The organism is Pedococcus sp. P2_E5 (assembly GCF_056403895.1).
Genome location: NZ_JBFUEP010000022.1, coordinates 38,768 through 65,544, shown reverse-complemented (window position 1 = coordinate 65,544; position 26,777 = coordinate 38,768). Strand labels below are relative to the sequence as shown.

The following is a 26,777-nucleotide window of genomic DNA, read 5'->3' as shown; positions in this document are numbered from 1 at the left end:
GCGCAGGTCCGGGCGGTATGCCGGGTGCTCGTGACCGCGCGTAGGGTCGCGCCATGGACCCGGAGCGTTCGTTCCACATCACGCAGGTCACGTCCGACGACCTGGCTGACCTGCTGCCCCTGATGCGGGCCTACTGCACGTTCTACGAGAGCGAGCCGACGGACGCGGACCTGCGCGCCATGGCCACAGCCTTCCTCGAGGAGGGCGCGGGCGGCACCCAGCTGATCGCCCGGGACCGCTCGGGCGAGGCGCTCGGCCACGCCACGATGCTCTGGAGCTGGGACACCACGCTCGCCCAGCCTCTCGCGGTGATGGAGGACCTGTTCGTCACGGCGAAGGCGCGTGGTCGCGGCGTGGGTGCTGAACTCATCGAGGCGTGTCGGCAGCTCGCGGCCGACCGCGGGATGGGCTGGCTGGCGTGGGAGAYCGCGCCGGACAACGAGACCGCTCAACGGCTCTACGACGGGCTGGGGGCTCAACGCGACACCTGGTACGCCTATCGCCTGTCGACGGACCAGCCCGCATCCTAGGCTGGGGCCATGCAGAGTCCGCTCTTTGACCAGGCCAACCTCGAAGTCCAGGCGCAGCAGCGGTTCGCGCTGCAGAACCCCCAGATGCTGCGGGTCCATCTCGGGGGTGACGTGCTGGCGGTCAAGGGGGCGATGGTGTCCTACCAGGGCCAGATCCGCTTCGACCACGAGAGGGCCGGCAGCGTCGGCAAGCTCTTCAAGAAGGTCGTGACCGGCGAGGACGTCTCGTTGATGCGGGTCTCCGGCGAGGGCGACGTCTTCTTCGCGTCGGAGGCGGGTTTCGTCTTCCTCATCGACCTCACCGGCGACGCGCTCTCGGTCAACGCGCGCAACCTGCTGGCCTTCGACTCCAGCATCGAGTGGGACATCAAGCGGGTGCAGGGTGCCGGCATGCTCAGCGGCGGCTTGTTCAACACCACCCTCCACGGCACCGGGACGGTCGCGATCCACACGGTCGGGCAACCGGTGATCCTCGACTGCAGCCAGCAGCCCACCTACGTCGACGTGCAGGCCTGCGTGGGCTGGTCTGCCAACCTCGTGCCCCAGGTCGTGTCGAGCATGAACGTGCGCTCGATGCTGCGGGGTGGTTCGGGCGAGGCGTTCCAGTACGCCTTCTCGGGGCCCGGCTTCGTCGTCGTCCAGCCGAGCGAGTGGACCCCGCCCGCGGCCCAGGGCGGTGGCGGTGGAGGCGGGTTCAACCTCGGCGGTCTGCTCGACGGATGAGCGCCCCCACGCCGCTTGCCGACGCCCAGCTCGTCGCCCGCCTGCGGGCGGACCTGGTCGCCGCGGCATACACGGTCGAGGCGGTCGGCGAGCTGCTCGGACCGCTCGCGGCAGCGGCCCTGGCCCGTGAGCAGGTGCTGCCCGCGCAGCGGGTCACGGTCGACGTCGGCACACCGCTCGCGACCCTGGTGCGACTCTTCGCCCTCGGGGACGCCGTCGACAGCGAGGAGGCGGCTGCGGCCCTGCCCAGCCTGGGGTTGGCCGGCGCGGCGTCGCTCGGCCTCGTGCAGCCGCAGGGGCCGGGTGTGGTCGCGACCTGCGACCTGAGGCCCTACGGCGACGACGACCACGCGTGGTGGATCGCCTCCGACCTCACCGAGCTGCAGACCCGGGCACCGCTGCGCGAGGACCACGTGCTCGGGATCGGTGGCGCCTCGACGACGTTGGCGTCCTGGACCCCGCGGCCGGCCGTCGAGCGGGCTCTCGACCTCGGCACGGGCTGCGGTGTGCAGGCGCTGCACCTCGGCGCGCACGCCAGGCACATCACGGTCACCGACATCTCCACCCGGGCGTTGGACTACGCCCGGTTCAACGCCCTGCTCAACGAGTGCGCGTGGGCAGTCGCCGAGGGTTCGATGCTGGATCCCGTTGCAGGACAACGGTTTGGGCTCATCGTCAGCAACCCGCCATTCGTCATCACGCCCAGGACGCCCGACGTCCCGTTGTTCGAGTACCGCGACGGCGGGCAGGCCGGCGACGCACTCGTCGCCGACCTCGTGCGCTCGATCGGCGCGCACCTCGAACCCGGTGGCGTCGCGCAGTTCCTCGGCAACTGGGAGGTCGTCGGTGAGGCCGACTGGCGCGACCGGGTGCGCGGCTGGGTGGCCGGCACCGGACTCGACGCCTGGATCGTCCAGCGCGATGTGCAGGATCCGGCGGAGTACGCCGAGACCTGGTCGCGCGACGGGGGTCACCACAGTGCGACGACCGAGTTCGCGACGATGTATGCCGCGTGGCTCGACGACTTCGCGTCACGCGGTGTGAGCGCGATCGGCTTCGGCGTCATCACGCTCCAGCGGCCGGTGGACGAGCGGACGCCCTTCGTCGAGCTGACCGAGGCGACCGGGCCGGTGGCCGCCCCCATGGGTCCGCACGTGCTGTCGGGACTGCGGGCCCGCACCTGGCTGGCCGAGCACACCGACGACGAGGTCCTGGCCGTCGCGTGGCGGTGCGCCGACGACGTGACCGAGGAGCGACACGGCAGACCGGGTGCCGAGGACCCGTCGGTGATCCTGCTGCGGCAGGGTGGGGGCCTGCGTCGGGCGGTCCGGCTCGACACGGTGGGGGCCGCGCTCGTCAGCGTATGCGACGGGACGCTGCCCGCGGCTGCGGCGCTTGCTGCCATTGCCGAGCTGCTCGGCTCCGACGCGGGCGAGGTGCGGGCATCGGGCCTCCCGTTGCTGCGCGAGCTCGTGGCCGACGGTCTGCTCGTCTGAGCCTCGCCCCACCCCTGCCGGTTCGATGTAAACGCGCCGGGCATCCCCGGCGCGTTTACATCGACCGGGGAGTCTCGAGTGAGTGGGGACCGGGACATTCGTCATGGCCGGGGGTGTTTGCGCAGGTGGAAAACACAGTTGTGAGTGAGTGCTCACTCACTCATACTGAACACCATGTCACCCCGCGCCCCCGCGATGGCCCCCGACGACCGCCGGGCCTCGATCATCTCTGCCACTATCCCGCTGCTGCGGGACAAGGGCCGGGGGATCAGCACCCGCGAGATCGCCAAGGCGGCGGGCATCGCCGAGGGCACGATCTTCCGGGTGTTCGAGAGCAAGGACGAGATCATCCACGCGTGCGTCCACGAGGCGTTCGACACGGCCGCCGTGAAGGCCGAGCTGGCAGCCGTGGACCGCGACCTGCCGCTACGCGAACGACTCGCGGCCGCGGTCACCGTGATGCAGACCCATCTGCAGGGCATCTTCGCCCTGATGAGCGTCCTGCAGTCGTCCGGCCAACCGCTGCACCGCCCGATGGACGCCAAGGCGCTGCGCCGCCGCCAGGAGGGGACCGCCGAGCTCGACGAGGCGTTCACCGCCCTCATCGGTGACGACGTCGCGCTGCTGCGGATCCCGGTCAAGAACTTCATCGGGTACCTGCGCATGCTGACGCTTTCCAGCGTCCACCCGATGCTCGACGGCCAGGACTCCACCGCGGCCGAGCTCGTCGACGTCGTCCTCGAGGGCGCACTGGCCCGCCCGACCACCGCGGCCGCGTCGCCCGCCGCGACCGCCTCGCCCAGCGCGACCACGCCGCCCGACTCCAGGGGGAAGAAGTAGTGCTCATCCGGATCATTCGTGACTACCTGAGGCCCTACCAGGGCCTGGTCGCAGTCCTCGTGGGGCTGCAGCTCGTCGGGACCATGGCGTCGCTCTACCTGCCCAGCCTCAACGGCCGGATCATCGACGAGGGCGTCGCCAAGGGGGACACCGGCTACATCGTCAGGACCGGCGGGTGGATGCTCGCCGTGTCGCTGGTGCAGATCGTAGCCACCGTCGCCGCGACCTACCTCGGGGCGAAGTCCGCGGCGGGCCTCGGGCGCGACCTCCGCGCCGGGATCTTCGCGCGGGTGGGTGACTTCTCCGCACAGGAGGTGTCGAGGTTCGGCGCCCCCACGCTGATCTCCCGCAACACCAACGACGTCACGCAAGTGCAGACGGTCGTCTTCATGGGTGCGGCGATGATGGTGTCGGCTCCGATCATGATGGTCGGCGGCATCATCATGGCGCTGCGCGAGGACGTCGGGCTGTCGTGGCTGGTCGCCGTCGCCGTGCCGGCGCTGGCCCTGTCGGTGGCCCTGGTGATCCGCAAGATGATCCCGAACTTCCGCCTCATGCAGGAGTCGGTCGACTGGGTGAACCGCGTGCTGCGCGAACAGATCACCGGAATCCGGGTGGTCCGGGCCTTCGTCCGCGAGGACCACGAGCGGGCGCGGTTCGCCGATGCCAACACGCAGTACACGGGGACGGCGCTCGCCGTCGGTCGCCTGATGGCGCTGGTCTTCCCGATCGTCATGCTGATCTTCAACGCCTCGACCGTGGCCGTCCTGTGGTTCGGGTCGCACCGCGTCGAGAACGGCCAGATGCAGATCGGCGAGCTGACCGCCTTCATGAGCTATCTGATGCAGATCCTCATGTCGGTCATGATGGCCACCTTCATGTCGATGATGATCCCGCGAGCGACAGTCTCGGCCGGTCGCATCGCGGAGGTGCTCGACACCGACTCGACCGTCGTCCAGCCCGCGCGGCCGGTGGCGATCCCCCGCACCGGGACGAGCGTGGAGCTTCGTGATGTCGAGTTCTGCTACCCCGGCGCGGATGTGCCTGTCCTGCAAGGCGTTTCATTGACTGCCGAACCAGGGCGCACGACCGCCATCATCGGGAGTACCGGCGCTGGCAAGTCGACGCTCCTGTCGCTGATCCCCCGGCTCTACGACGTCACCGGCGGGCACGTCCTGCTCGGAGGGGTCGACGTCCGGGACGCGACCCTCGAGGACGTGTGGTCCCGCATCGGGCTGGTGCCCCAGAAGCCCTACCTCTTCACCGGGACGGTCGCCTCCAACCTGCGCTACGGCGACTCCGAGGCCACCGACGACGAGCTGTGGGAGGCGTTGCGCATCGCGCAGGCGGAGGACTTCGTCCGCGCCATGCCCGAGGGCCTGAACGCGCCCATCTCCCAGGGCGGCACCAACGTCTCGGGTGGGCAGCGCCAACGACTGGCGATCGCGCGGGCGCTGGTCTCCAGGCCCGAGGTGTTCCTCTTCGACGACAGCTTCTCCGCCCTCGACCTGTCCACCGACGCGAGGCTGCGGTCGGCACTCAAGCCCGTCACGCGGCATACAGCGGTGATCGTGGTGGCTCAACGGGTCTCGACCATCATCGATGCCGACCACATCGTCGTCCTCGACGACGGCTTGGTGGTGGGCGCGGGTCGGCACGACCAGCTGCTCGAGACCTGCCCGACGTACGTCGAGATCGTCGAGTCGCAGCGCAGTGCAGAGGAGGCGGCGGCATGAGTGAAGGTGTGAAGACCGAGGAGGAGAAGGCGGCCGAGCAGCGGCGCGGGCCGGTGGCGAACGCCGCCCAGCGGCGCGGGCCCATGTCGATCGGCCTGCCGTCGGAGAAGTCGCGGAACTTCGGCCCCTCGGCGAAGCGACTGCTGTCCCTGCTCCAACCCGAGCGGGCAGCCCTGTATGCCGTGTTGGCACTGGCCGTGTGCAGCGTCGCCCTGAACGCCGTGGGACCCAAGATCCTTGGCAAGGCGACCGACCTCATCTTCGCGGGCGTGGTCGGGAAGTCGTTGCCACCGACCGCCACCCGCGCCCAGGTCGTCGAGGCGCTGCGCGCACGCGGTGACGACAAGTTCGCCGACATGGTCGCCCGGATGCCCCACCTCGTGCCCGGGTCGGGGATCGACTTCGGCGCGGTGGGACGGGTGCTGCTGTTCGTGCTCGCCCTGTATGCCGTGGCGAGCGTCCTGTCCTGGGCGAGCGGCTGGATCCTCACCGGTGCCGTCAACCGCACGATCTTCGTCCTGCGACGGGACGTGGAGGACAAGCTCAACCGGCTGCCGCTGCCCTACTTCGACGCGCAGCCGCGTGGCGAGCTGCTGAGCCGCGTCACCAATGACATCGACAACGTGGCCCAGAGCCTGCAGCAGACGCTGAGCCAGATGTTGACGTCGTTGCTCACCGTGGTCGCGATGGTCGGGATGATGCTCTACATCTCGCCGCTGCTGGCGATCATCGCGCTCGTCACCATCCCCGTCTCGATGTACGTCACGGCCACGATCGGCAAGCGTTCGCAGAAGCACTTCGTGCAGCAGTGGAAGAGCACCGGCGAGCTGAACGCGATCGTCGAGGAGACTTTCACCGGGCACCAGCTGGTCAAGGTCTTCGGCCGGCAGGACGAGGTGCGTGCTGCCTTCCGCACCAAGAACGACGACCTGTTCGACGCCGGCTTCGGCGCGCAGTTCATCAGCGGCATCATCATGCCGACGATGATGTTCATCGGAAACCTCAACTACGTCGTCATCGCCGTGGTCGGTGGGCTCCGCGTGGCGAGCGGGTCGATGAGCCTGGGTGACGTGCAGGCCTTCATCCAGTACTCACGTCAGTTCACCCAGCCACTGACCCAGGTCGCGTCGATGGCCAACCTGCTCCAGTCCGGAGTTGCCTCTGCCGAAAGGGTTTTCGACGTCCTCGACGCTCCCGAGCAACGGGCCGACGCGGCGGAGCCGACCACCCTGGACGACCCGCACGGGCGGGTGCAGTTCGAGGACGTGTCGTTCTCCTACGACCCGGCCAACCCCCTCATCGAGCACCTCGACCTCACCGTCGAGCCGGGGCAGACGGTGGCCATCGTCGGGCCGACAGGAGCCGGCAAGACCACCCTCGTCAACCTCATCATGCGGTTCTACGAGCTCGACTCCGGTCGGATCACCCTCGACGGCGTGGACATCACCGACCTGACCCGGCACAACCTGCGTGGCGAGATCGGCATGGTCCTGCAGGACACCTGGCTGTTCGGCGGCACGATCCGCGAGAACATCGCCTACGGCAGGCCGGGTGCCAGCGAGGAGGAGGTGCTGGCTGCGGCCACGGCGACCTACGTCGACCGGTTCGTGCACTCCTTCCCGGACGGCTACGACACCGTGCTGGACGCCGAGGGCGGGAACATCAGCGCCGGCGAGAAGCAGCTCATCACCATCGCCCGTGCGTTCCTGTCCGACCCGGCGCTGCTCATCCTCGACGAGGCGACCAGCTCGGTCGACACGCGCACGGAACTGCTCGTCCAGAAGGCGATGTCGGCGCTGCGGCACGATCGCACGAGCTTTGTCATCGCGCACCGGCTGTCCACCATCCGCGACGCCGACGTCATCCTCGTGATGCGCGACGGCCAGATCGTCGAGCAGGGTTCGCACGACTCCCTGCTCGCCCGGGGCGGCGCCTATGCGGAGCTGTATGCCGCGCAGTTCAGCGGCGCCGCCGTCGACGTCGACACGGGGGAGGCCCCCGCACCAGACCTCGCCGGCGCCAAGGTCTGAGTCCGGGGCGGTTCGTCTCAGCCGGTCTGGTCGAGGGACATGCCGTGGCGGATGGCTGCCTCGAGGACGTCGACGTCGATGTCTGCGAGGCGTTTGAACCGGATGCAGTAGCCCGTGACGCTTGCCTTCCCGATCGAGGCGCCGTAGGTGCGCTTCAGGAAGGTCTTGTCGTCGAGGCCGAGCACGTAGACCGAGATGCCAGACGTGTTGGCGCTGAGACCGATCCGATAGAACTCGCGCGACGAGCCGTCGGCGTACTGGATGGTGTAGCCGCCGTAGCCGATGTTGGGATTGGCGACGACCTTGCCGTCGTCGTTGGTGCCATCGGTGAACCAGAGCCTGCACGAGGGAAACTCCGCCAGCATGCGCGCGTGCAGCTGTCGGAGGTCGGCCTGCTTGGGCTCGCGTTGACTCGCGAGGTACGCCTCGACCTGCTCAGCGATGTCCATCTCGAGCCCGATGCTAGCAACGCCGGGACGTGGCGAACCGGCCCCGGAGTGAAGGTGACGCATGCCCGGGTGCCGATTCGCGGCATACGCCCTAGGTTGGGCTGACGTCCGTCGACGCACCGCCCAGGAGCCGCTGATGCCTTCCCTCGCCCCCCTCGCCGTCCCGGCTGCTGAAACCCTCATCAACGCGAACTGGCTCGACTACACGCTGGTGGCGATCTACTTCGCGTTCGTCCTGGGAATCGGTGTCATCGCACGGCGCTCGGTGTCGGACTCCATCGACTTCTTCCTGTCGGGACGCTCGCTTCCTGCCTGGGTCACGGGCCTGGCGTTCATCTCCGCCAACCTCGGCGCCGTCGAGATCATGGGGATGTCCGCCAACGGCGCCAAGTACGGCCTCCCGACGGTGCACTACTTCTGGGTGGGCGCGATCCCGGCCATGCTCTTCCTCGGCGTCGTGATGATGCCCTTCTACTACGGCTCCAAGGTGCGCTCGGTGCCGGAGTTCATGTTCCGGCGTTTCGGCACCGGGGCCCACCTCGTCAACGCCATCAGCTTCGCCGTCGCCCAGCTGCTCATCGCCGGCGTGAACCTGTTCCTGCTCGGCTCGATCGTGCACGCCCTGCTCGGCTGGCCGCTGTGGGTCGCCCTGATCGTCGCGGCGCTGATCGTGCTGTCCTACATCACCCTCGGCGGTCTGTCGGCGGCGATCTACAACGAGGTCCTGCAGTTCTTCGTCATCGTGGCCTCGCTCCTGCCGCTGACCCTGATCGGGCTGCACCGCGTCGGCGGGTACGGCGGGCTCAAGGACAAGCTCACCGCCTTCGCGGAGGCTGCGCCCGGGGCCGCCAAGGTCCCGCCGGCCGCCCAGCAGCTCGAGTCCYGGCCGGGGCAGGCCTTGTCGGGCTTCGACTCCGGGTTCCTGTCCGTCATAGGGATCGTCTTCGGCCTCGGCTTCGTGCTGTCCTTCGGCTACTGGACGACGAACTTCGTCGAGGTCCAGCGCGCCATGGCCTCCAAGTCGATCTCCGCGGCGCGCAAGACCCCGATCATCGGCGCCTTCCCCAAGATGTTCGTGCCCTTCATCGTCATCCTCCCGGGCATGGTCGCCGCCGTGCTGGTGCAGGAGATCATGGATCTCAAGAACGGCGGCACCCCTCCTGGGGGAGCGAGCGGCGAGGGTGTGAAGTACAACGACGCGCTGCTGCTGCTGATGCGCGACGTCCTGCCGAACGGCTTGCTGGGACTGGCGATCGCGGGCCTGCTCGCGGCGTTCATGGCGGGCATGGCGGCCAACATCTCGGCCTTCAACACGGTGTTCAGCTACGACCTGTGGCAGCGCTACATCCGCAAGGACCACAGTGACGACTACTACCTGCGGATCGGCCGGCTGGCCACGGTGGGTGCGACGGTCATCGCGATCTTCACCGCGTCGATCGCCGGCAGCTTCTCCAACGTCATGGACTACCTGCAGACGCTCTTCGGCTTCTTCAACGCCCCGCTGTTCGCGACCTTCATCCTCGGCATGTTCTGGAAACGGATGAGCGCGACGGCCGGTTGGGTGGGCCTCGTCTGCGGCACCCTGTCGGCGGTGACGGTGGCCTTCCTGAGTGAGGACGCGTTCGGCTCGGCGAGCCGGGGCGTGATCCCGCTGGATGGTCAGGGCGCGAGCTTCGTCGCCGCCTCGGCAGCCTTCGTCGTCGACATCATCGTCAGCGTCCTCGTGACATTGGTGACCAAGCCGAAACCCGCCTCCGAGCTCAAGGGGCTGGTCTACTCCGAGACTCCCCGGGAGGACCTCGTCGACCCCGAGGAGGCCTCGTTGCCATGGTTCCAGCGGACCCTGCCGCTGGCCGGGATCGCCCTGGTCATGGTCCTCGTACTCAACTTCGCCTTCTGAGAGGAGTAGTCATGTCCGACAAGAAGTCCGACCCGTCCACCCCGGGTGCCCCGGCCAAGAAGACCGCTGGCGCGTTCGACATCCGCAACATCATCGGGGCCCTGCTGGGCATCTACGGCGTGCTCCTGCTCTTCGCCGGGTTCGCCCTGGACACGGCAGAGGCCAAGACCGGAGGGATCAACGCCAACCTGTGGACCGGGCTCGCGCTCGCCGTCGCGGCCGCGGTGTTCCTCGTCTGGGCACGGCTCAAGCCGATCGTCGTGCCGGACCACGTCGAGCCGGTCGAGGACGACCCGACCCGCCCGGCCCCGCGGCGACGTCCCGGCGGCCACTGACGCCTGCAACGCGACCGGGGACACGACGCGCCGCCGGACAGCGGGTGTGCGCCCGATCTACGCGGCGTTTCGCGTCCTCGGTGAGGTATGCCGCGTGGTCACCACCCGGCATACCCGCACCTCTGGCCACTGGTGCCGCACGTGACCACCGCAGAGACCCCCCCACATGCCACACCTGTGGCCAGAAGTCGGGGAATGTCAGCGGGTCTCGTGCACCGGTTGGCGACGCAGGGCCTGGCTGCCGGTGAAGGCGAGGACCGCCGCGGCGGCGACCCCCAGCGCACCCCCGCACAGCCACATCAGCCGTGGGATCAGCTCGAAGAGGGCTCCGGCGAGCGGTGGTGCGATGACCGTGCCACCGATCGAGGCCGCGCCGTAGAGGCTCTGGTAGCGGCCGTGCATGCCCTCGGGCGCCCGGTCCGAGGTGTGGGCGTTGGCGGTCGGCTTGTAGAGCATCTCGCCCGCGGTCACCACGGCCACGGTCGAGGCGAGCGAAGCCAGGGCCCCACACGGCCGCGATCGATCCTGCGGCGCCCTCACTCAGGCCGCGGTCGGAGACCAGGTAGAGCGGGATGAACACCCACGCCATCGAGCCCAGGGCGTTGACGAACCGGCCGACCAGGAGCCACCGGACCCAGCCCGGGAGGTCCTTCACGCCAGCGTCACCGCGTGGCTTCGCCTGACGAACCGGCCGTGCGTCACCACATGGCCTCGAGGTCGGGGTGTCCGAGAGCAGGCGGGTCGTAGGTGGGCTGGTAGAGCGTCATCGTCCCGGCGCCGGGCACCCTGAGCTGGATCGTCGAGCCCCACTGCTGCTCGGTGACCTCGCCCTCGAACTCGGCCCCGCGCCCACGCAGTTCCGCCACGGTGGCCGCGACGTCGTCGCAGATGAGGGACAGGTCGAACCGCTGGTCCGTGCCGCCGGACCGTCCTTCGTGCTCCCACGTCGCGGGGTGGACCCCGAGCTCGCTCGGGCCAGTGGCGAAGATGAGCCACCCGCCCCCGGTGTCGGTCGCCGGGAACTGCAGGACGTCACGGAAGAAGGCGCGAGCGGCGTCGGGGTCCTCGGCGTAGACGAGGGTGTGCAGTGCTGTGATCATGAGCCCACGGTAGAAGCCCGGCGGCGCTCCAGCCCGTCGAGCACGACATCCAGCCCGAACTCGAACTCGCTCTGGTCGTCGCACCAGCCCAGGGTCGAGCCCGGGTCGTCGTGCGCCACCTCGCCGAGCATCGCCACGAGGTGCGGGATCTGCGTCGCCATGGCCGCGAGCAGCTCCTCCGAGGCGTCGCCCGCAGCGGCGTCACCGGGGTCGAACAGCTCCTGCGAGAAACCGATGACCCGGCTGCCGAGGGCGTGCAGCGAGTGGTGCGTCAGGTCGTTGCTGAACCCGCCGGCCCGCAGGATCGCCACCACGCCGTCGAAGTAGCGGACGATGTCGAGGCTCATCGTCGTGCGGGTCTCGAGGACGCCGGGGGCCCACCGGTGTCGCAGCATGACCTCCCGGGCGGCGAGGGCTCGCGCCCGCAGTGCGCCCCGCCAGTCCTCGGCGGGATCCGGGGCATCGGGCAGCGTGACGGCGGCCAGGATCTCGGCGGCGACCTGGTCGACCATCGCGTCGAGCAGGGCCTCCTTGCCGGCCACGTGGTTGTAGAGCGACATCGCCTCGACGCCGAGCTCCTGCCCGATGCGGCGCATCGAGACCGCCGCGATGCCCTCGGTGTCCGCCACGTCCACCGCGGCACGCATGACGCGCTCACGACTGAGCGGCGTGCGGGGTGCGCCCTTCGCCGGGTCGCGGGTGGCGCTCTCGACAGTGTCGGTCACGGCAGTCTCCGGGTGGGCGGGGTGGGTCCCGGCGTGGGATCCACGGCTGGGTCGTTGTCAGGAATGCTAGCTCTCGGCCGTTGACAGACTTACGGCGTAGGTCTAACTTACACCGTACATTTACACCGTAAGTACGGCATGACCCACCAGCCGATGAACCCAGGAGCCCGCCATGACCGACCTCGACCAGAGCCGCCCGCCCGCGCCGCGCACGAGCCCGGCGCGCGGCATACCCACGACGATGCGGGCCGCCGTGCACGAGCGCTACGGCCCGCCCGAGGAGGTGGTGTCGGTGCGGACCGTTCCCGTGCCTGACGTCGGCGCCGACGATGTGCTCGTGCGGGTGGGCGCGGCCTCGGTCAACGCGCTCGACTGGCACTACGTCACGGGGCTGCCGATGTTCGCCCGCCCCACGCTGGGGCTGCGCCGCCCGAAGCGGCAGACGCCCGGCGCTGACGTCGCTGGAGTGGTGGAGGCCGTCGGGTCCACCGTGACCCGACTCGCCATCGGCGACCGGGTGTTCGGCGAGGTGTCGGGTGGCGGCCTCGCGGAGTTCGTGGTGGCGCCGGCGGACTGGATGGTGCCGGTCCCCGAGGGCGTCGGGATCGAGCAGGCGGCCACCGTGGGGGTCGCCGCCGAGACCGCGCTGCAGGGCCTGCGCGACTGGGGCGGCCTGCGCCCGGGGCAGCGGGTCCTGGTCAACGGCGCGTCCGGCGGGGTGGGCAGCTTCGCCGTCCAGCTGGCCAAGGCCCTGGGCGCCTCGCACGTGACGGCGGTGTGCAGCACCGACAACGTCGAGGCGGCACGACGCGGCGGTGCCGACCGCGTCATCGACTACACGAAGGAGGACCTGCGCTCGCTCGACGACACTTTCGACCTGTTCTTCGACAACGCCGGCAGCCTGAGCCTGCGCGACAGCCGACGCCTGCTCGTGCGCGACGGGACCTACGTCATGGTGACCTCGCCGAAGTCGAAGTGGCTGCGCCCCCTGCCGCGGATGCTCAGCGTGCCGTTCTACTTCGCGTTCGGCAGCCAGCGGGCGCCTGCCTTCAAGGTGGCCTCCCGCAGCGTGGCCGACCTCGAGTTCCTCATCGACCTGGTGGCCGATGGCCGGCTGAACCCTGTCATGGACCGGCGCTGGGCGCTCGCCGATGCCGCAGAGGCACTACGGGTCCAGGGCGAGTTCCACTCGCGTGGAAAGTCCGTCGTCATCCCCTGAGGGAGTCGGATCGGGTCAGGCGAACTGCCAGGACCGCTTGCTCAGGCCGAACCAGAAGCCGTCGATGACGCTTTCGTTCTCGAGGCTTCCCGACTCGTATGCCGCGCCGAGACTGACGTAGAGCGGTGCCCAGTGCTCGGTGCGGGGGTGGGCCTCGCGCGCGGCGGGGGCCTTGTTCATGAAGTCGAGGATCGCGTCGACGTCCTGGCGCTCGAGCGCCTCCGCGGCCCAGTTGTCGAACTCGGCGGAAGCTGCGGGCGGGGTGCCGTCAGCACCTGCGGCCGGGTTGAACCAGCGCAGGTTGTGGGTGGTGAAGCCGGACCCGACGATGAGCGTGCCCTCGTCTCGCAGTGGTGCGAGCTTGCGGCCGAGGTCGAACAGGGCCCGGGGGTCGAGGGTCGGCATCGACATCTGCAGCACGGGGATGTCGGCCTCGGGGTACATCTCGACGAGGGGGACGTACGCACCGTGGTCGAGTCCGCGGGTCTCGTCGCGGTGGACCGGTGTGTCGCCGGAGTGCATCAGCCTGGTGACGTCGGCCGCGAGCTGTGGCGCACCGGGCGCGTCATACGTCACCTCGTAGTAGTGCCGCGGAAAGCCGTAGAAGTCGTACACGAGGGGGACGTCGCCGGAGGTGGCGGACAGCGAGAGGGGCGCTTCCTCCCAGTGGGCGGAGACCATGAGGATGTTGGTCGGCTTGCCGAACCGCGTCGACCAGGTCGCGAGCTGGTCGGTCCACACCGGGTCGTCGGCCAGCGGTGGCGCGCCGTGGCTGAGGTACAGCACCGGCTGGCGGGTGTCGGTCACGGACGGGCTCATGGGAGGAGCATACAACGACTACGGTTGAACATTCAACTACTCCGGTTCCACACTGAGCGACGACCAGCCGACGCCTTGCGGAATGCGGACGCGGCGTGGCGAATTTGACCCTCTCGGATACCGTCATCCGCGATGCCGTGTCCATGCAGCGACGAATCCGCTGCACATGGGGTCAGGAACGGAAGGTTCAACCATGAGTGAGGGGCGCAAGCTCGTCATCGTCGAGTCGCCGGCCAAGGCGAAGACGATCGGCGGCTACCTGGGCAAGGACTGGGACGTCGAGGCCTCGGTCGGTCACATCCGCGACATCCCGACCCCGTCGGAGATGCCCGCCGACATGAAGAAGGGCCCGTTCGGCCGGTTCGGCGTGGACGTCGACAACGGCTTCGAGGCCTACTACGTCGTCGACTCCGACAAGAAGAAGAAGGTGTCGGAGCTCAAGCGACTGCTCAAGGGCGCCGACGAGCTCTACCTCGCCACTGATGAGGACCGCGAGGGCGAGGCGATCGCCTGGCACCTGCTCGAGGTGCTCCAGCCCAAGGTCCCCGTCAAGCGGATGGTCTTCCACGAGATCACCAAGGAAGCCATCCAGCGGGCTGCCAACAGCACCCGCGACCTCGACGTCGCGATGGTCGACGCCCAGGAGACCCGCCGCATCCTCGACCGCCTCTACGGCTACGAGGTCAGCCCGGTCCTGTGGCGCAAGGTCAAGGCCGGCCTGTCCGCCGGACGGGTCCAGTCCGTCGCCACCCGCATGGTGGTCGAGCGCGAACGCGACCGGATGGCGTTCGTCCGTGCGTCCTACTGGGACGTCGAGGGAGACTTCACCCCTGACGGCACCTCCAACCAGTTCGGAGCCCGCCTCAGCGCCGTCGACGGTGCCCGTGTGGCCACCGGTCGCGACTTCGCCGACGACGGCCTGCTCAAGGCCAAGGGTGTCGTCCACCTCGACGAGGAGACCGCGAACTCCATTGCGCGACAGGTGGTCTCGGCCCAGGTCAAGGTCACCAGCGTCCAGGAGAAGCCCTACACGCGGCGCCCGTCCGCACCCTTCACGACGAGCACCCTCCAGCAGGAGGCCTCGCGCAAGCTGCGCCTGTCCTCCAAGAACGCCATGCGGGTCGCCCAGCGTCTCTACGAGAACGGCTACATCACCTACATGCGCACCGACAGCACCACGCTGTCGGAGGCCGCCCTCACCGCGGCCCGCCAACAGGCCCGTGACCTGTATGGCGCGGAGTACGTCCCCGACGCCCCCCGCCGCTACGAGAAGAAGGTCAAGAACGCCCAGGAGGCGCACGAGGCCATCCGTCCCGCGGGGGACAGGTTCCGCACCCCGGCCCAGGTCGCCGGCGAGCTGCGTGGCGACGAGTTCGCGCTCTACGAGCTGATCTGGAAGCGCACCGTCGCCTCCCAGATGGCCGACGCCCGCGGTTCGACCGCGACGGTCAAGCTCGGCGGCACCCTCGCCGACGGCCAGCTCGTGGAGTTCAGCGCGTCGGGCACCGTCATCACCTTCCGTGGCTTCCTCGCGGCCTACGAGGAGGGCCGTGACGAGGAGCAGATCAGCAAGGCCCAGGAGGCCGACGAGGAGCGTCGCCTGCCCAAGCTCAGCGAGGGCGTCGCGATCACCACGCTGCGCGCCGAGGCCGACGGGCACGAGACGTCCCCGCCCCCGCGCTACACCGAGGCGACGTTGGTCAAGGCGATGGAGGAGAAGGGGATCGGCCGACCGTCGACCTACGCCTCCACCGTCGGCACCATCCAGGACCGTGGCTACGTCAACACGCGTGGCAACGCCCTGATCCCGACCTGGCTGGCCTTCGCGGTGACCCGGCTTCTCGAGGAGCACTTCACGGAGCTGGTGGACTACGACTTCACCGCCTCCATGGAGGAGGACCTCGACCGCATCGCCGGTGGCGACGAGCAGCGGGCCCGGTGGCTGCACCGGTTCTACTTCGGAGGAGAGGGCCTGGGGGCCGCCGCGGTCGGCGGCACCGGCGGCGGCCTCGTCGGCGGCTCCGGCCAGGGACTCAAGCACCTGGTCGAGGACCTCGGCGAGATCGACGCGCGTGCGATCTCGACCATCGAGATCGGCGAGGGCATCGTCGTCCGGGTCGGGCGCTACGGCCCCTACGTCGAGGAGACCGTGCCGCGTGGCGTGGACCTCTCGACCGGCGAGATGACCGACGACGCAGCCGTCACGCCGCGTCGCGCCACGATCAACGACGACATCGCTCCCGACGAGATGACTCCGGCCAGGGCTCGCGAGCTGCTCGACCAGTCCGCCGACGACGGCAAGGTGCTCGGTCAGGACCCCGAGTCCGGTCGCGACATCGTCGCCAAGGCCGGTCGTTACGGTCCCTATGTCACCGAGGTGCTGGACGAGGAGACCGCGGCGCTCAAGGGCAAGGCCAAGGTCAAGCCGCGCACCGCCAGCCTGTTCAAGGACATGGACCTCGCGACCCTGGACCTCGACACGGCGCTCAAGCTGCTCAGCCTGCCGCGGGTCGTCGGAGTCTCGAAGGAGGAGGACGGCACGGAGGTGGAGATCACGGCGCAGAACGGTCGCTACGGCCCGTACCTCAAGAAGGACACCGACTCCCGCTCGCTGGCCACCGAGCAGCAGCTCTTCGACATCACGCTGGAGGAGGCCCTGGCGATCTACGCCGAGCCCAAGCAGCGCGGGCGTGCCTCCACGGCTCCCCTCAAGGAGCTCGGCAACGACCCGGTGTCGGGCAAGCCGATGGTGGTCAAGGACGGCCGCTTCGGGCCCTACGTCACCGACGGCGAGACCAACTCGACGTTGCGCAAGGGTGACGAGCCCGAGTCGATCACCCCAGAGCGCGGCGCCGAGCTGCTCGCCGAGAAGCGCGCCAAGGGCCCGACCACCCGCAAGCGGGCCGCCAAGAAGACCACCAAGAAGGCCGCGACCAAGAAGACCGCCACCAAGTCAGCCGCCAAGAAGACGGCGGCGAAGAAGTCAGCGGCCAAGAAGGCCTAGGAACCCCATGCCGATCGATCCGACCACAGCCCGCCGGCTGGACCACCGCCTCGCGGGCGAGCAGTCCGACAAGCGGCTGCCGTCCGTGTGCGCGGGCCTGGTGCGCGGTGGCGAGCTGGTGTGGTCGGGTGCGGTGGGCACGCTGTCGGGTCGCGCCGACGGTGAGCCCGCCACCGCGGACACGCAGTACCGCATCGGCTCGATCACCAAGACCTTCGTCGGCGTCGAGGTGCTTCGCCTGCGTGACGAGGGACGCTTCGAGCTCAACGACGCGATCAGCGGGCACCTCGCCGAGACGGGGGAGACCGCCTTCGGCGGCGTCACGATCGCCCAGCTTCTCTCGCACTCGTCGGGTCTGCAGGCCGAGACCTCGGGGCCGTGGTGGGAGCGGACCCCCGGCGGCAGCTGGTCGGACCTGCTGGCCAGCCGCCCGGCCCTGCGGTTCCGCCCGGGTGCGCGGTTCCACTACTCCAACGTCGGGTATGCCGTCCTCGGCGAGCTGGTGGCCCGGCTCCGGGGTATGCCGTGGGGCGACGCCGTGCGCGCGAATCTCCTTGACCCGCTTGGCATGTCGCGCACCTCCATGCGGCCAGTCGCGCCCGCTGCGCCTGGGTGGGCGGTCCACCCGCTGGCCGACCTGCTGCACGTCGAACCCGAGCACGACGCCGGGTCGATGGCCCCGGCCGGGCAGCTCTGGTCGACCGTCACGGACCTCAGTCGCTGGGCGACGTTCCTGGCCGGTGACACCGGTGGCCTGCTCAGCTCGCAGACGCTTGACGAGATGTGCCTGCCCATCGCCGTCAACGACAACCCGGGTCAGGCGTGGACGGGGGCGCACGGGCTGGGGTGGCAGGTCTGGAACCTCGACGGCGTCCGGTATGCCGGTCACGGCGGTTCGATGCCCGGGTTCCTGGCCGGCCTGCGCGTCAACCGCGGCACGGGCGACGGCTGCGTGGTCTTCGCGAACGCCACGTCGGGGATGGCCCTCGGCAACGACCTGCTGGACCTGCTCGCCGACAACGAGCCCCTGCCCGTCAAACCCTGGTCCGCCGACGCCGACCAGGCCACCGGGCTGGAACTGGTCGGTGACTGGTACTGGGGCACCACGGCATACGACCTGCGCCTGTCGGCCGACGGCCACCTCGTGCTGGGGGAGCCCGGAGCCAACCGCGGCTCCCGGTTCCGGCCCACGGAGACGGGCTGGGTGGGCCTCGACGGCTACCACGAGGGGGAGCCGCTGGTCGTCGTCCGCGGAGCGGACGGCCGGCCCAGCCACCTCGATCTGGGCTCGTTCCGGTTCAGCCGGACCCCCTACGACCCGGCTGCCGACATCCCCGGGGACATCCACCCCGACCGCTGGCACTGACCCCTGCTTCTGTTGGTAGTGGAACTTCCGGATATCCGGAAGTTCCACTACCAACAGAAGCGCCGCCAACAGGGCGGACGGGAGGCGGCGGCCGAGCAGAGACCCGTGCGCAACCCGTCGCAAAGAGGTCATACCGTGACACGGGCGTGATGTGTGCGGAGGACATGTTCTGTCAGGGTTGTGTGGCGAACCCGGCCATATCAGGCGCCTTCGAGCCAGCCTAGGGTTCTGCAGAACGCGACGGCTCCCCCACCGTCGCACCGAGCCGCACGAGGAGGTGCCGGTGCCCCGCGACGCCACCACGGACACGGCAGGAGCCCTGCTCCAGACCCGCGCCCTGACCAAGGAGTTCCGCGGCTTCCGCGCCGTCTCCGACGTCAGCCTCAGCGTGGCCGAAGGCACCGTCCACGCCCTGGTCGGCCCCAACGGCGCAGGCAAGACCACCCTGTTCAACCTGCTGACGGGCTTCCTCGCGCCGACCTCCGGGCAGATCCTGTTCCGGGGCGAGGACATCACCGGTCGCCAGCCCGAGCAGATCGCCCACCTCGGCATCGCCCGGTCGTTCCAGATCACCAGCCTGTTCGACCAGATGAGCGCCGTCGACCACGTCGAGCTCGCCCTGGCCTCGCCCACCGGGATCGGCTACCGGTTCTGGCGCTCGTCCTCCCAGATGCGCCAGTTCCGCGACCGCGCCATGGACCTGCTCGGGCAGGTCGGCCTGGCCGACCGCTCGGGTGCCGCGGCCGGGTCGCTGGCCTACGGGCAGAAGCGGGCCCTCGAGCTGGCCCTGGCGCTGGCCCTCGACCCCCAGCTGCTGCTGCTCGACGAGCCGACGGCCGGGATGGGCCTGGAGGACGTCGACCGCACCATCGCCCTCGTGAAGCAGGTCGCCGAGGGGCGGACCGTCGTGTTCGTCGACCACAACATGCACGTGGTCGGGTCACTGGCCGACACGGTGACCGTGCTCCAGGCCGGGCAGGTGCTGGCCGAGGGCAGCTACGACCAGGTGCGCAACGACGAGCGCGTCATCACCGCCTACCTCGGACAGGCGGGGTGACCCCGATGGCCGGCGAGATCCTCGAGGTCGACGGGCTGTCCGCCTGGTACGGCGAGGCGCGCGTGCTCTCCGACGTCGACCTGCGGGTCGCCCCCGGAGAGGTCGTCACGCTCGTCGGGCGCAACGGTGCCGGCAAGACCACCCTGCTGCGTTCGGTCATGGGCCTGCACCGCCAGGTCGAGGGCACGGTCTCGTGGGCAGGGCAGCCGCTCGGCAGGTCGAGCGCCGACAAGCGGGCCAAGGCCGGCATTGGCTGGGTGCCCGACGACCGCGGCATCTACGCCACCTTGTCGGTGCAGGAGAACCTGCTGCTGCCGCCGATCACGAGCAAGGCCGACGCCTGGAGCCTCGAGCAGGTCTACGAACAGTTCCCCGTGCTGCACGAGCGTCGGGACTTCCCCGGCACCAAGCTGTCCGGTGGCGAGCAGCAGATGCTGGCCATCGCCCGCGTGCTGCGCACAGGCTCGCGCCTGCTCCTGCTGGACGAGCCGTCCGAGGGCCTCGCGCCGGTGATCGTCCAGCAGATCGGCGACATCATCCGCCAGATCAAGGACCAGGGCGTCTCGGTGCTCCTCGTCGAGCAGAACGTGACCTTCGCCTCGACGGTCGCCGACCGCCACTACCTGCTGGCCCAGGGACGGGTCGTGGAGTCCCTCGACAACGACTCGTTCCAGTCCCGCACCTCCGAGCTGCTCGAGTACCTCGGCATCTGACGGCCGCAGCCGATCGCACACGCTCCACCTCGCTCCACAGGACAACCTCGACACCCGCACCAGAACCCCAGGAGGGGAACATGCAGCGCACCAAGACCAGACAGTCCGTGGCCTTCATGGCCATCGCTGTCACCGGCAGCCTCGTGCTCGCCGCCTGTGGCGGGGCCGGCGGCCCCGCCTCCGCCGGCGGAAAGATCAGTGACGACAAGGTCGTCATCGGTCTGCTCAACGACCAGTCCGGCGTCTACAAGGACCTGTCCGGCCCCAACTCCAAGGTCGCGATCCAGATGGCGGTCGACGACTACAAGGCCAAGTACGGCGACAAGGCCGTCGCCAAGGACATCGAGATCGTCGCGGCCGACCACCAGAACAAGCCCGACGTGGCCAACACCAAGGCCCAGGAGATGTACGACCGCGACAAGGCCGACATCATCCTCGACGTGCCGACCTCGTCGGCCGCGCTCGCCGTCGCCACCCAGGCCAAGGCGAAGAAGAAGCTGTTCATCGACATCGGAGCCGGAAGCACGGCCCTGACGGGCAAGTCCTGCAACAAGTACACCTTCCACTGGGCCTACGACACGGCAATGCTCGCCCGTGGCACCGGCAGCGCGGTCGTCGAGGGTGGCGGCAAGAACTGGTCGATCGTCTACCCCGACTACGCCTTCGGCCAGGACATGACCAAGTCGTTCACCGCGTCCGTGAAGGGGGCTGGTGGCACGGTGCAGCAGTCGATCGCGACGCCGTTCCCGAACGAGAACTTCGCCACCTTCATCACGAAGGCGGCGTCGTCCAAGCCCGATGTCGTCGGGATCATGGCCGCCGGTGGTGACCTGGTGAACTTCGTCAAGCAGTACAACCAGGCCGGCATGCAGGACAAGGCACAGCTCGCCGTCGGCCTGATGTTCATCACCGACATCCACTCCCTCGGTGTCGACGCGTTCAAGAACACGACGTTCACCGACGCGTGGTACTGGAACTTCGACGCGCAGAACAAGGCCTGGGCCGACAAGTTCAAGGCCAAGACCAACACCCGTCCCTCGTTCGCCCACGCGGGCAACTACTCGGCGGCCTTCAACTACCTCGAGGCGATCCAGGCCTCCGGGACCGACAGCTCCGACGCCGTCGTGAAGCAGCTCGAGGGCAAGAAGATCAACGACATGTTCCTGCGCAACGGCGAGGTCCGGGCAGCCGACCACAACGTCATCCACGACTCCTACCTCGTGAAGGTCAAGAGCAAGGACCAGGTCAAGGAGGAGTGGGACTACGAGGAGGTCGTCAAGACCATCCCCGCGGCCGACGCCTACGGACCCGCCTCCACCGACTGCACGATGTGACGCTGAGTCACCACGACTGACTGACCAACAGCGGGAGGTATGCCGCCCGCTCGCCTCGAGCGCGCGGCATACCTCCTCGTCACCGCACCGAACCCCGCACCGCACCGACCGCAAACGGGAAGCCACATGACCGCCTTCATCCAGTACACGCTCCAGGGACTGGCCCTGGGTGGCTTCTACGCGCTGGCCGCGCTGGGGCTGGCCGTGATCTTCGGTGTCCTCGGGGTCGTCAACTTCAGCCATGGCGCCTGCTACATGCTCGGCGCGGTGGGCGCGGCCGTCCTGCTGGACGCGACCGGCCTCGGCTTCTGGTGGGCGCTGCCGATCATGACGGTCGCGATGTTCCTGTTCGGTGTGCTCATGGAACGCCTGCTGGTCCGGTGGCTGCTGCGACTCGACCCGCTCTACAACTTCCTGCTGACCTTCGGCCTGACCCTCCTGCTCGTCGACGTGGTCAAGAAGAAGTACGGCGTCTCCGGACTGCCCTACCCGCTTCCGGCCGGCCTGGAGGGGCGGATCACGATGGGGTCGGTCTCGCTGTCGACCTACCAGGTGTTCGCGGCGGTCTTCTCGATCGTCGTCTGCCTCGGCGTCTGGCTGGTCCTGACCAAGACGCGCGTGGGCATGATCGTGCGGGCGTCGACCGAGGACGCCGAGCGGTCGCGCGCCCTCGGGATCAACGTGAGTCGTTGGGTGACACCGGTTTTCGGGTTCGGCATAGCCCTGGCGGGACTCGCCGGCGTGCTGCGCGCGCCCACCGGCTCGGTGAACGCCGACATGGGCAGCTTCTTCATCATCATCCTGTTCGCGGTCGTCGTGATCGGCGGACTGGGTTCGATCCTGGGCGCCGTCGTGGCCGGCTTCCTGGTGGGTCTCGTGGAGGCCTACGGCCAGGGGTATGCCGGCCGGTTCAGCCAGGTCTTCATCTTCATGCTCATGGCGGTGGTGGTGCTGGTCCGGCCCTCGGGCCTGTTCGGCCGCGAGGAGGCTGCGTCATGAGTAGTCAGCTGGAGCAGAAGGTCGAGGTCGAGCTGCCTGCTGCGCCCGTCTCGGCGGCGCGGCGTCCGGTGGTCCGCTGGGTGATGCTGGCGGTCGGGCTCGTGGTGACCCTGGCGCTGCCGTGGTTCATCTACCCGCCGGTGGCGATGGACATCGCGGCGTGGGCGCTGTTCGCGATCTCGGTCGACCTGCTGCTGGGCTACACCGGGCTGCTGTCGTTCGGGCACGCCGCCTTCTGGGGCACCTCGGCCTACACGACGGGCCTGATCGCCAGCCACGTCGGGCTGCCCTTCCCTGTCGCCATCCTGGGCGGGGCCGTGGTCGCGATGGTCCTGGCCGTGCCGATCGGCTACCTGTCCGTCAAGCGCACCGGCATCTACTTCGCGATGGTGACCCTGGCCTTCGCCCAGATGCTCTACTTCATCGCCAACCAGTGGCGCTCGGTGACCGGTGGCGAGAACGGCCTGCAGGGGATCCCCAAGAACCTCGGCCCGCTGACCGACACGATCAACAGCGACTCGTTCTACTTCTACTACGCGGCGCTGCCGATCATCCTGCTCGGTGTCTTCATCGCCTGGCGCACGGTCAACAGCCCGTTCGGCCGGGTGCTCGTCGCGATCCGGGACAACCCGGCGCGGGCCAGGGCCCTGGGCTACGACGTCGAGCGCTACAAGATCATGGCGTTCGTGCTGTCGGCCGGACTCGCGGGTCTGGCGGGTGGGGTGTTCTCGATCAGCCACGGGTTCGCCTCGCTCCAGGAGCTGATCTGGACCACGTCCGGCAAGGTCGTCCTCATCACCGTGCTCGGCGGGATCGGCACGCTCTGGGGTGCGGTGGTCGGCGCTGCCCTGGTGGTCACGCTCGAGGACCAGCTCGCGTCGTCGGGGTTCAACGGGATCGGGATCGTGACGGGCGCGATCTTCGTCATCATCGTGCTGGCCTTCCGGCACGGCATCTGGGGCACCGCCCGCAACGGGCTGAACTCCTGGCTCCGCAGGCGCCGCCACGCCAACGACACCTGACCATCCACGCGCCCTGGCCGACGCGGCATACGAAGAAGGCACTTGACCCTCACGCGGCGTGAGGCGTCACAGTGGTCGCATGACCGAGAGGACACAGACCCTGCTCACCGTGGGGCAGGTGGCCGAGCGGCTCGACGTGACGGTGCGGACCCTGCACCACTACGACGAGATCGGGCTGCTCCGGCCCAGCGAGCGATCGCCGGCGGGCTACCGGCTCTACACGGAGGACGACCTCACGCGCCTGCAGCACGTCGTGGTCTACCGCCGCCTCGGGTTCGCGCTGGAGGAGATCGCACTCCTGTTGGACCACCCCGAGAGCGTCGAGCAGCACCTGCGTCGTCAACGCGCAGCGGTCCAGCAACGGCTCGACGAGATGAGCGACCTCGTCACAGCCATCGACCGAGCACTGGAGAGAGAGATGAACGACGAACACGCCACCGCCGAGGACATGAAGGAGCTCTTCGGAGAAGGCTTCGAGGACGCCCAGTCCGAGGCCGAGCAGCGATGGGGTGACAGTGACGCCTGGCAGCAGTCGCAGCGGCGCACGAAGAGCTACACCAAGGCCGACTGGGAGGCCGTGAAGGCCGAGAGCGACGCCCTGCACAAGGGCTTCACCGACGCGATGGACGCTGGGGAGCCGCCGACGAGCGTGGCGGCGATGGATGCCGCCGAGGCCCACCGGCTCAACATCAACGAGCGGTTCTACGACTGCTCGCCGCAGTTCCACCGCAACCTCGCCGACCTGTACACCAGCGACCCGCGCTTCACGGCGACGTACGACGAGATCCGCCCGGGCATGGCGCACTACGTCCGTGACGCGATCTACGCGAACGCGGACCGCCAGGAGCAGTAGCCCCTTCCACGGGCCGTCGGAGCGATCCGGCGGCCCGACGACCCTGCTGGCTACCCTCGGACGATGAGCACCTCGGCACCCCAATTCAGCTCCGTTCCCTGGCCGGTGCGCACCCGCAGGGCCTCGGTGCGCCCGGTCAGCGCTGACGACGTCGACGGCGTGCTCAGGCACCGGTCGCTCCCCGAGGTGGCCGAGTTCCTCAGCCGTGGACCCCTCGACCGGGCGGAGGTGGCCGCCCGCATCGACAGTGACATGGCGCGGAGCCAGCCGGGTCACCCCGAGCCGCTCCTCGGCCTCGTCATCGAGGTGGACGGTGCAGTGGTGGGCGACGCCATGATCCGTCTCGAACCCGACGACAACGGCATGTGGGTGTCGGTCCTCGGCTACACGGTCCACCCCGACTCGGCCGGGCAGGGGCTCGCGACCGAGGTCGCGGAGGCGCTGGTCCGCCTGAGCTTCGCCGAGCTGGGCGTGGCCATGGTCCGGGCCGACGTGTTCGTCCCGCACCGCGCCTCCCAGCGGGTGGTGGAGAAGGTGGGGCTGCGGCGGGTGGCCGAGAAGGCCGCAGGCAGTGACGGGGACGGCCACCCCCGGATGGACGACTACGTGTATGCCGTGACCGCGGCGCAGTGGGCCGCCTCGCACTGAGCGCCCCCTCGCCCCCTCACGCCGCTCACCCCGCTCACCAGGCCACGCGGCATACCTCCGCGGGTGGGTCGTGTCCCCCCGCTGGCCTAGGCTCGGCCCGTGACCGACGGACTCTTCATCGCCTTCGAGGGCGGCGACGGCGCGGGCAAGTCCACCCAGGTGGCCCTGCTCCGCGAGGCCCTCGAGACCGCCGGGCGCACGGTGACGGTCACCCGCCAGCCGGGAGGGACGGACCTGGGCCGCGAGATCCGCGACCTGGTCCTGCACGGCGCCCACGTGGCGCCCCGCGCCGAGGCGCTGCTGTTCGCGGCAGACAAGGCCCACCACGTCGACCAGCTCATCAAGCCCGCGCTCGACCGTGGCGAGGTCGTCCTCACGGACCGCTACACCGACTCGTCGGTGGCCTACCAGGGGGCGGGGCGTGACCTCGGCGCCCAGGAGATCCACGACCTCAACATGTGGGCGGTCGACGACCTGGTGCCCGACCTGACCGTCGTCGTGGACGTGTCGGCCGAGGAGGGTCGTCGCCGCCGGGGCGACGTCCACGACCGGCTCGAGGCCGAGGAGGACGCCTTCCACCGGGCGATCCGCGCGCACTACCTGGCGATGGCCCAGGGCAACCCGCAGCGATACCTCGTCGTCGACGGGACGCACTCGCCGGAGGCGATCCACGCCAGGGTCGTCGAGCGGCTCCGGAGCATGGAAGCCCTGCCGTGACGGTGTGGCGCGACGTCATCGGGCAGGACACGGCGGTCGCGACCCTGCAGCGCGCGGTCACCGACACCACCGCCATGACGCATGCCTGGTTGCTCACCGGGCCCCCCGGGTCGGGCCGATCGGTGGCGGCCCGGGCTTTCGCCGCCGCGCTCGAGTGCCCCCAGCACGGCTGCGGCGAGTGTCGCGAGTGCCGCACCGCTGTCGACGGCACCCACGCCGACGTGGATGTCATTGCCACTGAAGGACTTTCGATCAAGGTCGAGCAGGCCCGCGAGCTGGCGGCCATGTCGGCGCTGCGCCCCTCGGTCGGACCGTGGCGGGTCATCATCGTCGAGGATGCCGACCGACTGACCGAGCGCGCCGCCGACGCCCTGCTCAAGGCGATCGAGGAGCCGGTGGTCCGCACGGTGTGGATCCTGTGCGCACCGTCGCTGGAGGACGTCGTCATCACGATCCGCTCGCGCTCGCGGCACGTCCGGCTGCGCACCCCGCCTGCCGAGGCGGTCGCCGAGCTGCTGCACCGTCGCGACGGCGTCGAGCTGCCGATGGCCATGTATGCCGCGCGGGCGGCACAGAGCCACGTCGGCCTCGCCCGGCGGCTGGCCCGCGACGAGGGCGCCCGGATCAGACGGCGCGACGTGATCAGCCTGGCGGGACGGATCCATGGTGTCGGCGACGCGATCGGCGCTGCCGCCGACCTCGCGTCGATCGCCGACGAGGAGTCGACGGCGGCGGCGGCTGAGCGCGACTCGGCCGAGCGGCAGCGGCTCATGGAGGTGCTCGGCGCCGACCCGTCGGCCCGCACCCAGCCGCCCCACATCCGCAGCCAGCTGTCCGGTCTCGAGAAGGAGCAGAAGGCGCGGGCCACCCGCCACTCGCGCGACGTGCTCGACCGGTCGCTCGTCGACCTGCTGTCGGTCTACCGTGACGCCCTGATCCTGCACAGCGGGGCCGCCCTCGGGCTGGTCAACCAGGACAGCCTCCCCCTCGTCCAGGGGGTGGCCCGCTCGATGAGCGCCGAGCAGCTGCTCCAGGCGATGGACGCCATCGGCACGGCGCGGGAGCGGATCGGCCTCAACGTCGCCCCACTGCTGGCCCTGGAGGCCATGGCGATCTCGCTGCGGGTGCCGCGGTGAGTCGTCCCCAGCCGCTCGGGATACGG

General features: G+C 69.5%; 25 protein-coding genes. 20 read left to right on the top strand and 5 right to left on the bottom strand.

The window, feature by feature from the left end; translation table 11 throughout:
* Window positions 1–53: 53 nt before the first annotated feature.
* The 6 genes from AC1DVZ_RS09420 to AC1DVZ_RS09395 all read left to right on the top strand — a co-directional run bounded on the left by AC1DVZ_RS09420 (window position 54) and on the right by AC1DVZ_RS09395 (window position 7,355).
* Complete coding sequence (locus tag AC1DVZ_RS09420) at window positions 54–530, top strand: N-acetyltransferase family protein (protein WP_477617924.1); 477 nt, start codon at window positions 54–56, stop codon at window positions 528–530.
* A gap of 9 nt (window positions 531–539) precedes the next feature.
* Window positions 540–1,253, top strand: coding sequence for an AIM24 family protein (locus AC1DVZ_RS09415; RefSeq protein WP_477617923.1), 714 nt, complete (start codon window positions 540–542; stop codon window positions 1,251–1,253).
* Entirely contained in the window at window positions 1,250–2,749 is a 1,500-nt protein-coding gene (locus AC1DVZ_RS09410) for a DUF7059 domain-containing protein (protein WP_477617922.1), read from the top strand. The genes AC1DVZ_RS09415 and AC1DVZ_RS09410 overlap by 4 nt, the downstream gene beginning before the upstream one ends.
* A 174-nt stretch (window positions 2,750–2,923) precedes the next feature.
* Entirely contained in the window at window positions 2,924–3,589 is a 666-nt protein-coding gene (locus AC1DVZ_RS09405; RefSeq protein ID WP_477617921.1) for a TetR/AcrR family transcriptional regulator, read from the top strand.
* Complete coding sequence (locus tag AC1DVZ_RS09400) at window positions 3,589–5,325, top strand: ABC transporter ATP-binding protein (RefSeq protein WP_477617920.1); 1,737 nt, start codon at window positions 3,589–3,591, stop codon at window positions 5,323–5,325. The genes AC1DVZ_RS09405 and AC1DVZ_RS09400 overlap by 1 nt, the downstream gene beginning before the upstream one ends.
* Window positions 5,322–7,355 (top strand): ABC transporter ATP-binding protein, encoded by a 2,034-nt coding sequence (locus AC1DVZ_RS09395; protein WP_477617919.1) that lies wholly within the window; start codon window positions 5,322–5,324, stop codon window positions 7,353–7,355. Before AC1DVZ_RS09400 ends, AC1DVZ_RS09395 begins: the two co-directional genes overlap by 4 nt.
* A 17-nt stretch (window positions 7,356–7,372) precedes the next feature.
* Here AC1DVZ_RS09395 and AC1DVZ_RS09390 read toward each other — a convergent pair whose 3' ends face one another.
* The gene (locus tag AC1DVZ_RS09390) at window positions 7,373–7,804 is read right to left on the bottom strand and encodes a DUF1801 domain-containing protein (protein WP_477617918.1); all 432 of its coding nucleotides are present in this window, start codon (window positions 7,802–7,804) and stop codon (window positions 7,373–7,375) included.
* A gap of 136 nt (window positions 7,805–7,940) precedes the next feature.
* On the opposite strand from AC1DVZ_RS09390, the gene AC1DVZ_RS09385 reads away from it, so the two are divergent.
* Window positions 7,941–9,704 (top strand): sodium:solute symporter family protein, encoded by a 1,764-nt coding sequence (locus tag AC1DVZ_RS09385; RefSeq protein ID WP_477617917.1) that lies wholly within the window; start codon window positions 7,941–7,943, stop codon window positions 9,702–9,704.
* 11 nt (window positions 9,705–9,715) lie between these two features.
* Entirely contained in the window at window positions 9,716–10,039 is a 324-nt protein-coding gene (locus tag AC1DVZ_RS09380) for a hypothetical protein (RefSeq protein WP_477617916.1), read from the top strand.
* Between the two features lie 198 nt (window positions 10,040–10,237).
* On the opposite strand, the gene AC1DVZ_RS09375 is transcribed toward AC1DVZ_RS09380, so the two are convergent.
* The 3 genes from AC1DVZ_RS09375 to AC1DVZ_RS09365 form a co-directional block, all read right to left on the bottom strand.
* On the bottom strand, window positions 10,238–10,510 hold the full coding sequence (locus tag AC1DVZ_RS09375) for an MFS transporter (RefSeq protein ID WP_477617915.1): 273 nt from the start codon (window positions 10,508–10,510) through the stop codon (window positions 10,238–10,240).
* A gap of 227 nt (window positions 10,511–10,737) precedes the next feature.
* A complete protein-coding gene (locus tag AC1DVZ_RS09370; protein WP_477617914.1) occupies window positions 10,738–11,139 on the bottom strand; it encodes a VOC family protein in 402 nt (133 codons plus the stop codon).
* Window positions 11,136–11,864, bottom strand: a complete 729-nt coding sequence (locus AC1DVZ_RS09365) for a TetR/AcrR family transcriptional regulator (protein ID WP_477617913.1) — start codon at window positions 11,862–11,864, stop codon at window positions 11,136–11,138. The genes AC1DVZ_RS09370 and AC1DVZ_RS09365 overlap by 4 nt, the downstream gene beginning before the upstream one ends.
* A gap of 172 nt (window positions 11,865–12,036) precedes the next feature.
* Here AC1DVZ_RS09365 and AC1DVZ_RS09360 point away from each other — a divergent pair, with 172 nt between their 5' ends.
* Window positions 12,037–13,083 carry an NAD(P)-dependent alcohol dehydrogenase gene (locus AC1DVZ_RS09360; protein ID WP_477617912.1) on the top strand — a complete coding sequence of 349 codons (1,047 nt, stop codon included), beginning with the start codon at window positions 12,037–12,039 and terminating at the stop codon, window positions 13,081–13,083.
* A gap of 15 nt (window positions 13,084–13,098) precedes the next feature.
* Here the strand turns inward: AC1DVZ_RS09360 and AC1DVZ_RS09355 are convergent, their stop codons facing one another.
* A complete protein-coding gene (locus AC1DVZ_RS09355; RefSeq protein ID WP_477617911.1) occupies window positions 13,099–13,902 on the bottom strand; it encodes a dioxygenase family protein in 804 nt (267 codons plus the stop codon).
* 193 nt (window positions 13,903–14,095) lie between these two features.
* Between AC1DVZ_RS09355 and topA the strand changes: the two genes are divergently transcribed.
* The 11 genes from topA to AC1DVZ_RS09300 all read left to right on the top strand — a co-directional run bounded on the left by topA (window position 14,096) and on the right by AC1DVZ_RS09300 (window position 26,751).
* A complete protein-coding gene (gene topA / locus AC1DVZ_RS09350; RefSeq protein WP_477617910.1) occupies window positions 14,096–16,906 on the top strand; it encodes a type I DNA topoisomerase in 2,811 nt (936 codons plus the stop codon).
* A gap of 7 nt (window positions 16,907–16,913) precedes the next feature.
* Entirely contained in the window at window positions 16,914–18,272 is a 1,359-nt protein-coding gene (locus AC1DVZ_RS09345) for a serine hydrolase domain-containing protein (protein WP_477617909.1), read from the top strand.
* Between the two features lie 283 nt (window positions 18,273–18,555).
* Window positions 18,556–19,329 (top strand): ABC transporter ATP-binding protein, encoded by a 774-nt coding sequence (locus AC1DVZ_RS09340; RefSeq protein WP_477617908.1) that lies wholly within the window; start codon window positions 18,556–18,558, stop codon window positions 19,327–19,329.
* Window positions 19,330–19,334: 5 nt separating this feature from the next.
* Window positions 19,335–20,042, top strand: coding sequence for an ABC transporter ATP-binding protein (locus tag AC1DVZ_RS09335; protein ID WP_477617926.1), 708 nt, complete (start codon window positions 19,335–19,337; stop codon window positions 20,040–20,042).
* Between the two features lie 80 nt (window positions 20,043–20,122).
* Window positions 20,123–21,376 (top strand): ABC transporter substrate-binding protein, encoded by a 1,254-nt coding sequence (locus AC1DVZ_RS09330; protein WP_477617907.1) that lies wholly within the window; start codon window positions 20,123–20,125, stop codon window positions 21,374–21,376.
* A gap of 126 nt (window positions 21,377–21,502) precedes the next feature.
* On the top strand, window positions 21,503–22,375 hold the full coding sequence (locus AC1DVZ_RS09325; protein WP_477617906.1) for a branched-chain amino acid ABC transporter permease: 873 nt from the start codon (window positions 21,503–21,505) through the stop codon (window positions 22,373–22,375).
* Window positions 22,372–23,397: a branched-chain amino acid ABC transporter permease gene (locus tag AC1DVZ_RS09320; RefSeq protein ID WP_477617905.1), complete on the top strand. Its 1,026-nt coding sequence runs from the start codon at window positions 22,372–22,374 to the stop codon at window positions 23,395–23,397. Before AC1DVZ_RS09325 ends, AC1DVZ_RS09320 begins: the two co-directional genes overlap by 4 nt.
* 79 nt (window positions 23,398–23,476) lie before the next feature.
* A complete protein-coding gene (locus tag AC1DVZ_RS09315; protein ID WP_477617904.1) occupies window positions 23,477–24,250 on the top strand; it encodes a MerR family transcriptional regulator in 774 nt (257 codons plus the stop codon).
* Window positions 24,251–24,313: 63 nt separating this feature from the next.
* Window positions 24,314–24,898, top strand: a complete 585-nt coding sequence (locus AC1DVZ_RS09310) for a GNAT family N-acetyltransferase (RefSeq protein WP_477617903.1) — start codon at window positions 24,314–24,316, stop codon at window positions 24,896–24,898.
* A 99-nt stretch (window positions 24,899–24,997) separates the two neighbouring features.
* Window positions 24,998–25,615 (top strand): dTMP kinase, encoded by a 618-nt coding sequence (tmk, locus tag AC1DVZ_RS09305; protein ID WP_477617902.1) that lies wholly within the window; start codon window positions 24,998–25,000, stop codon window positions 25,613–25,615.
* Entirely contained in the window at window positions 25,612–26,751 is a 1,140-nt protein-coding gene (locus AC1DVZ_RS09300; RefSeq protein WP_477617901.1) for a DNA polymerase III subunit delta', read from the top strand. Before tmk ends, AC1DVZ_RS09300 begins: the two co-directional genes overlap by 4 nt.
* Window positions 26,752–26,777 lie beyond the last annotated feature (26 nt).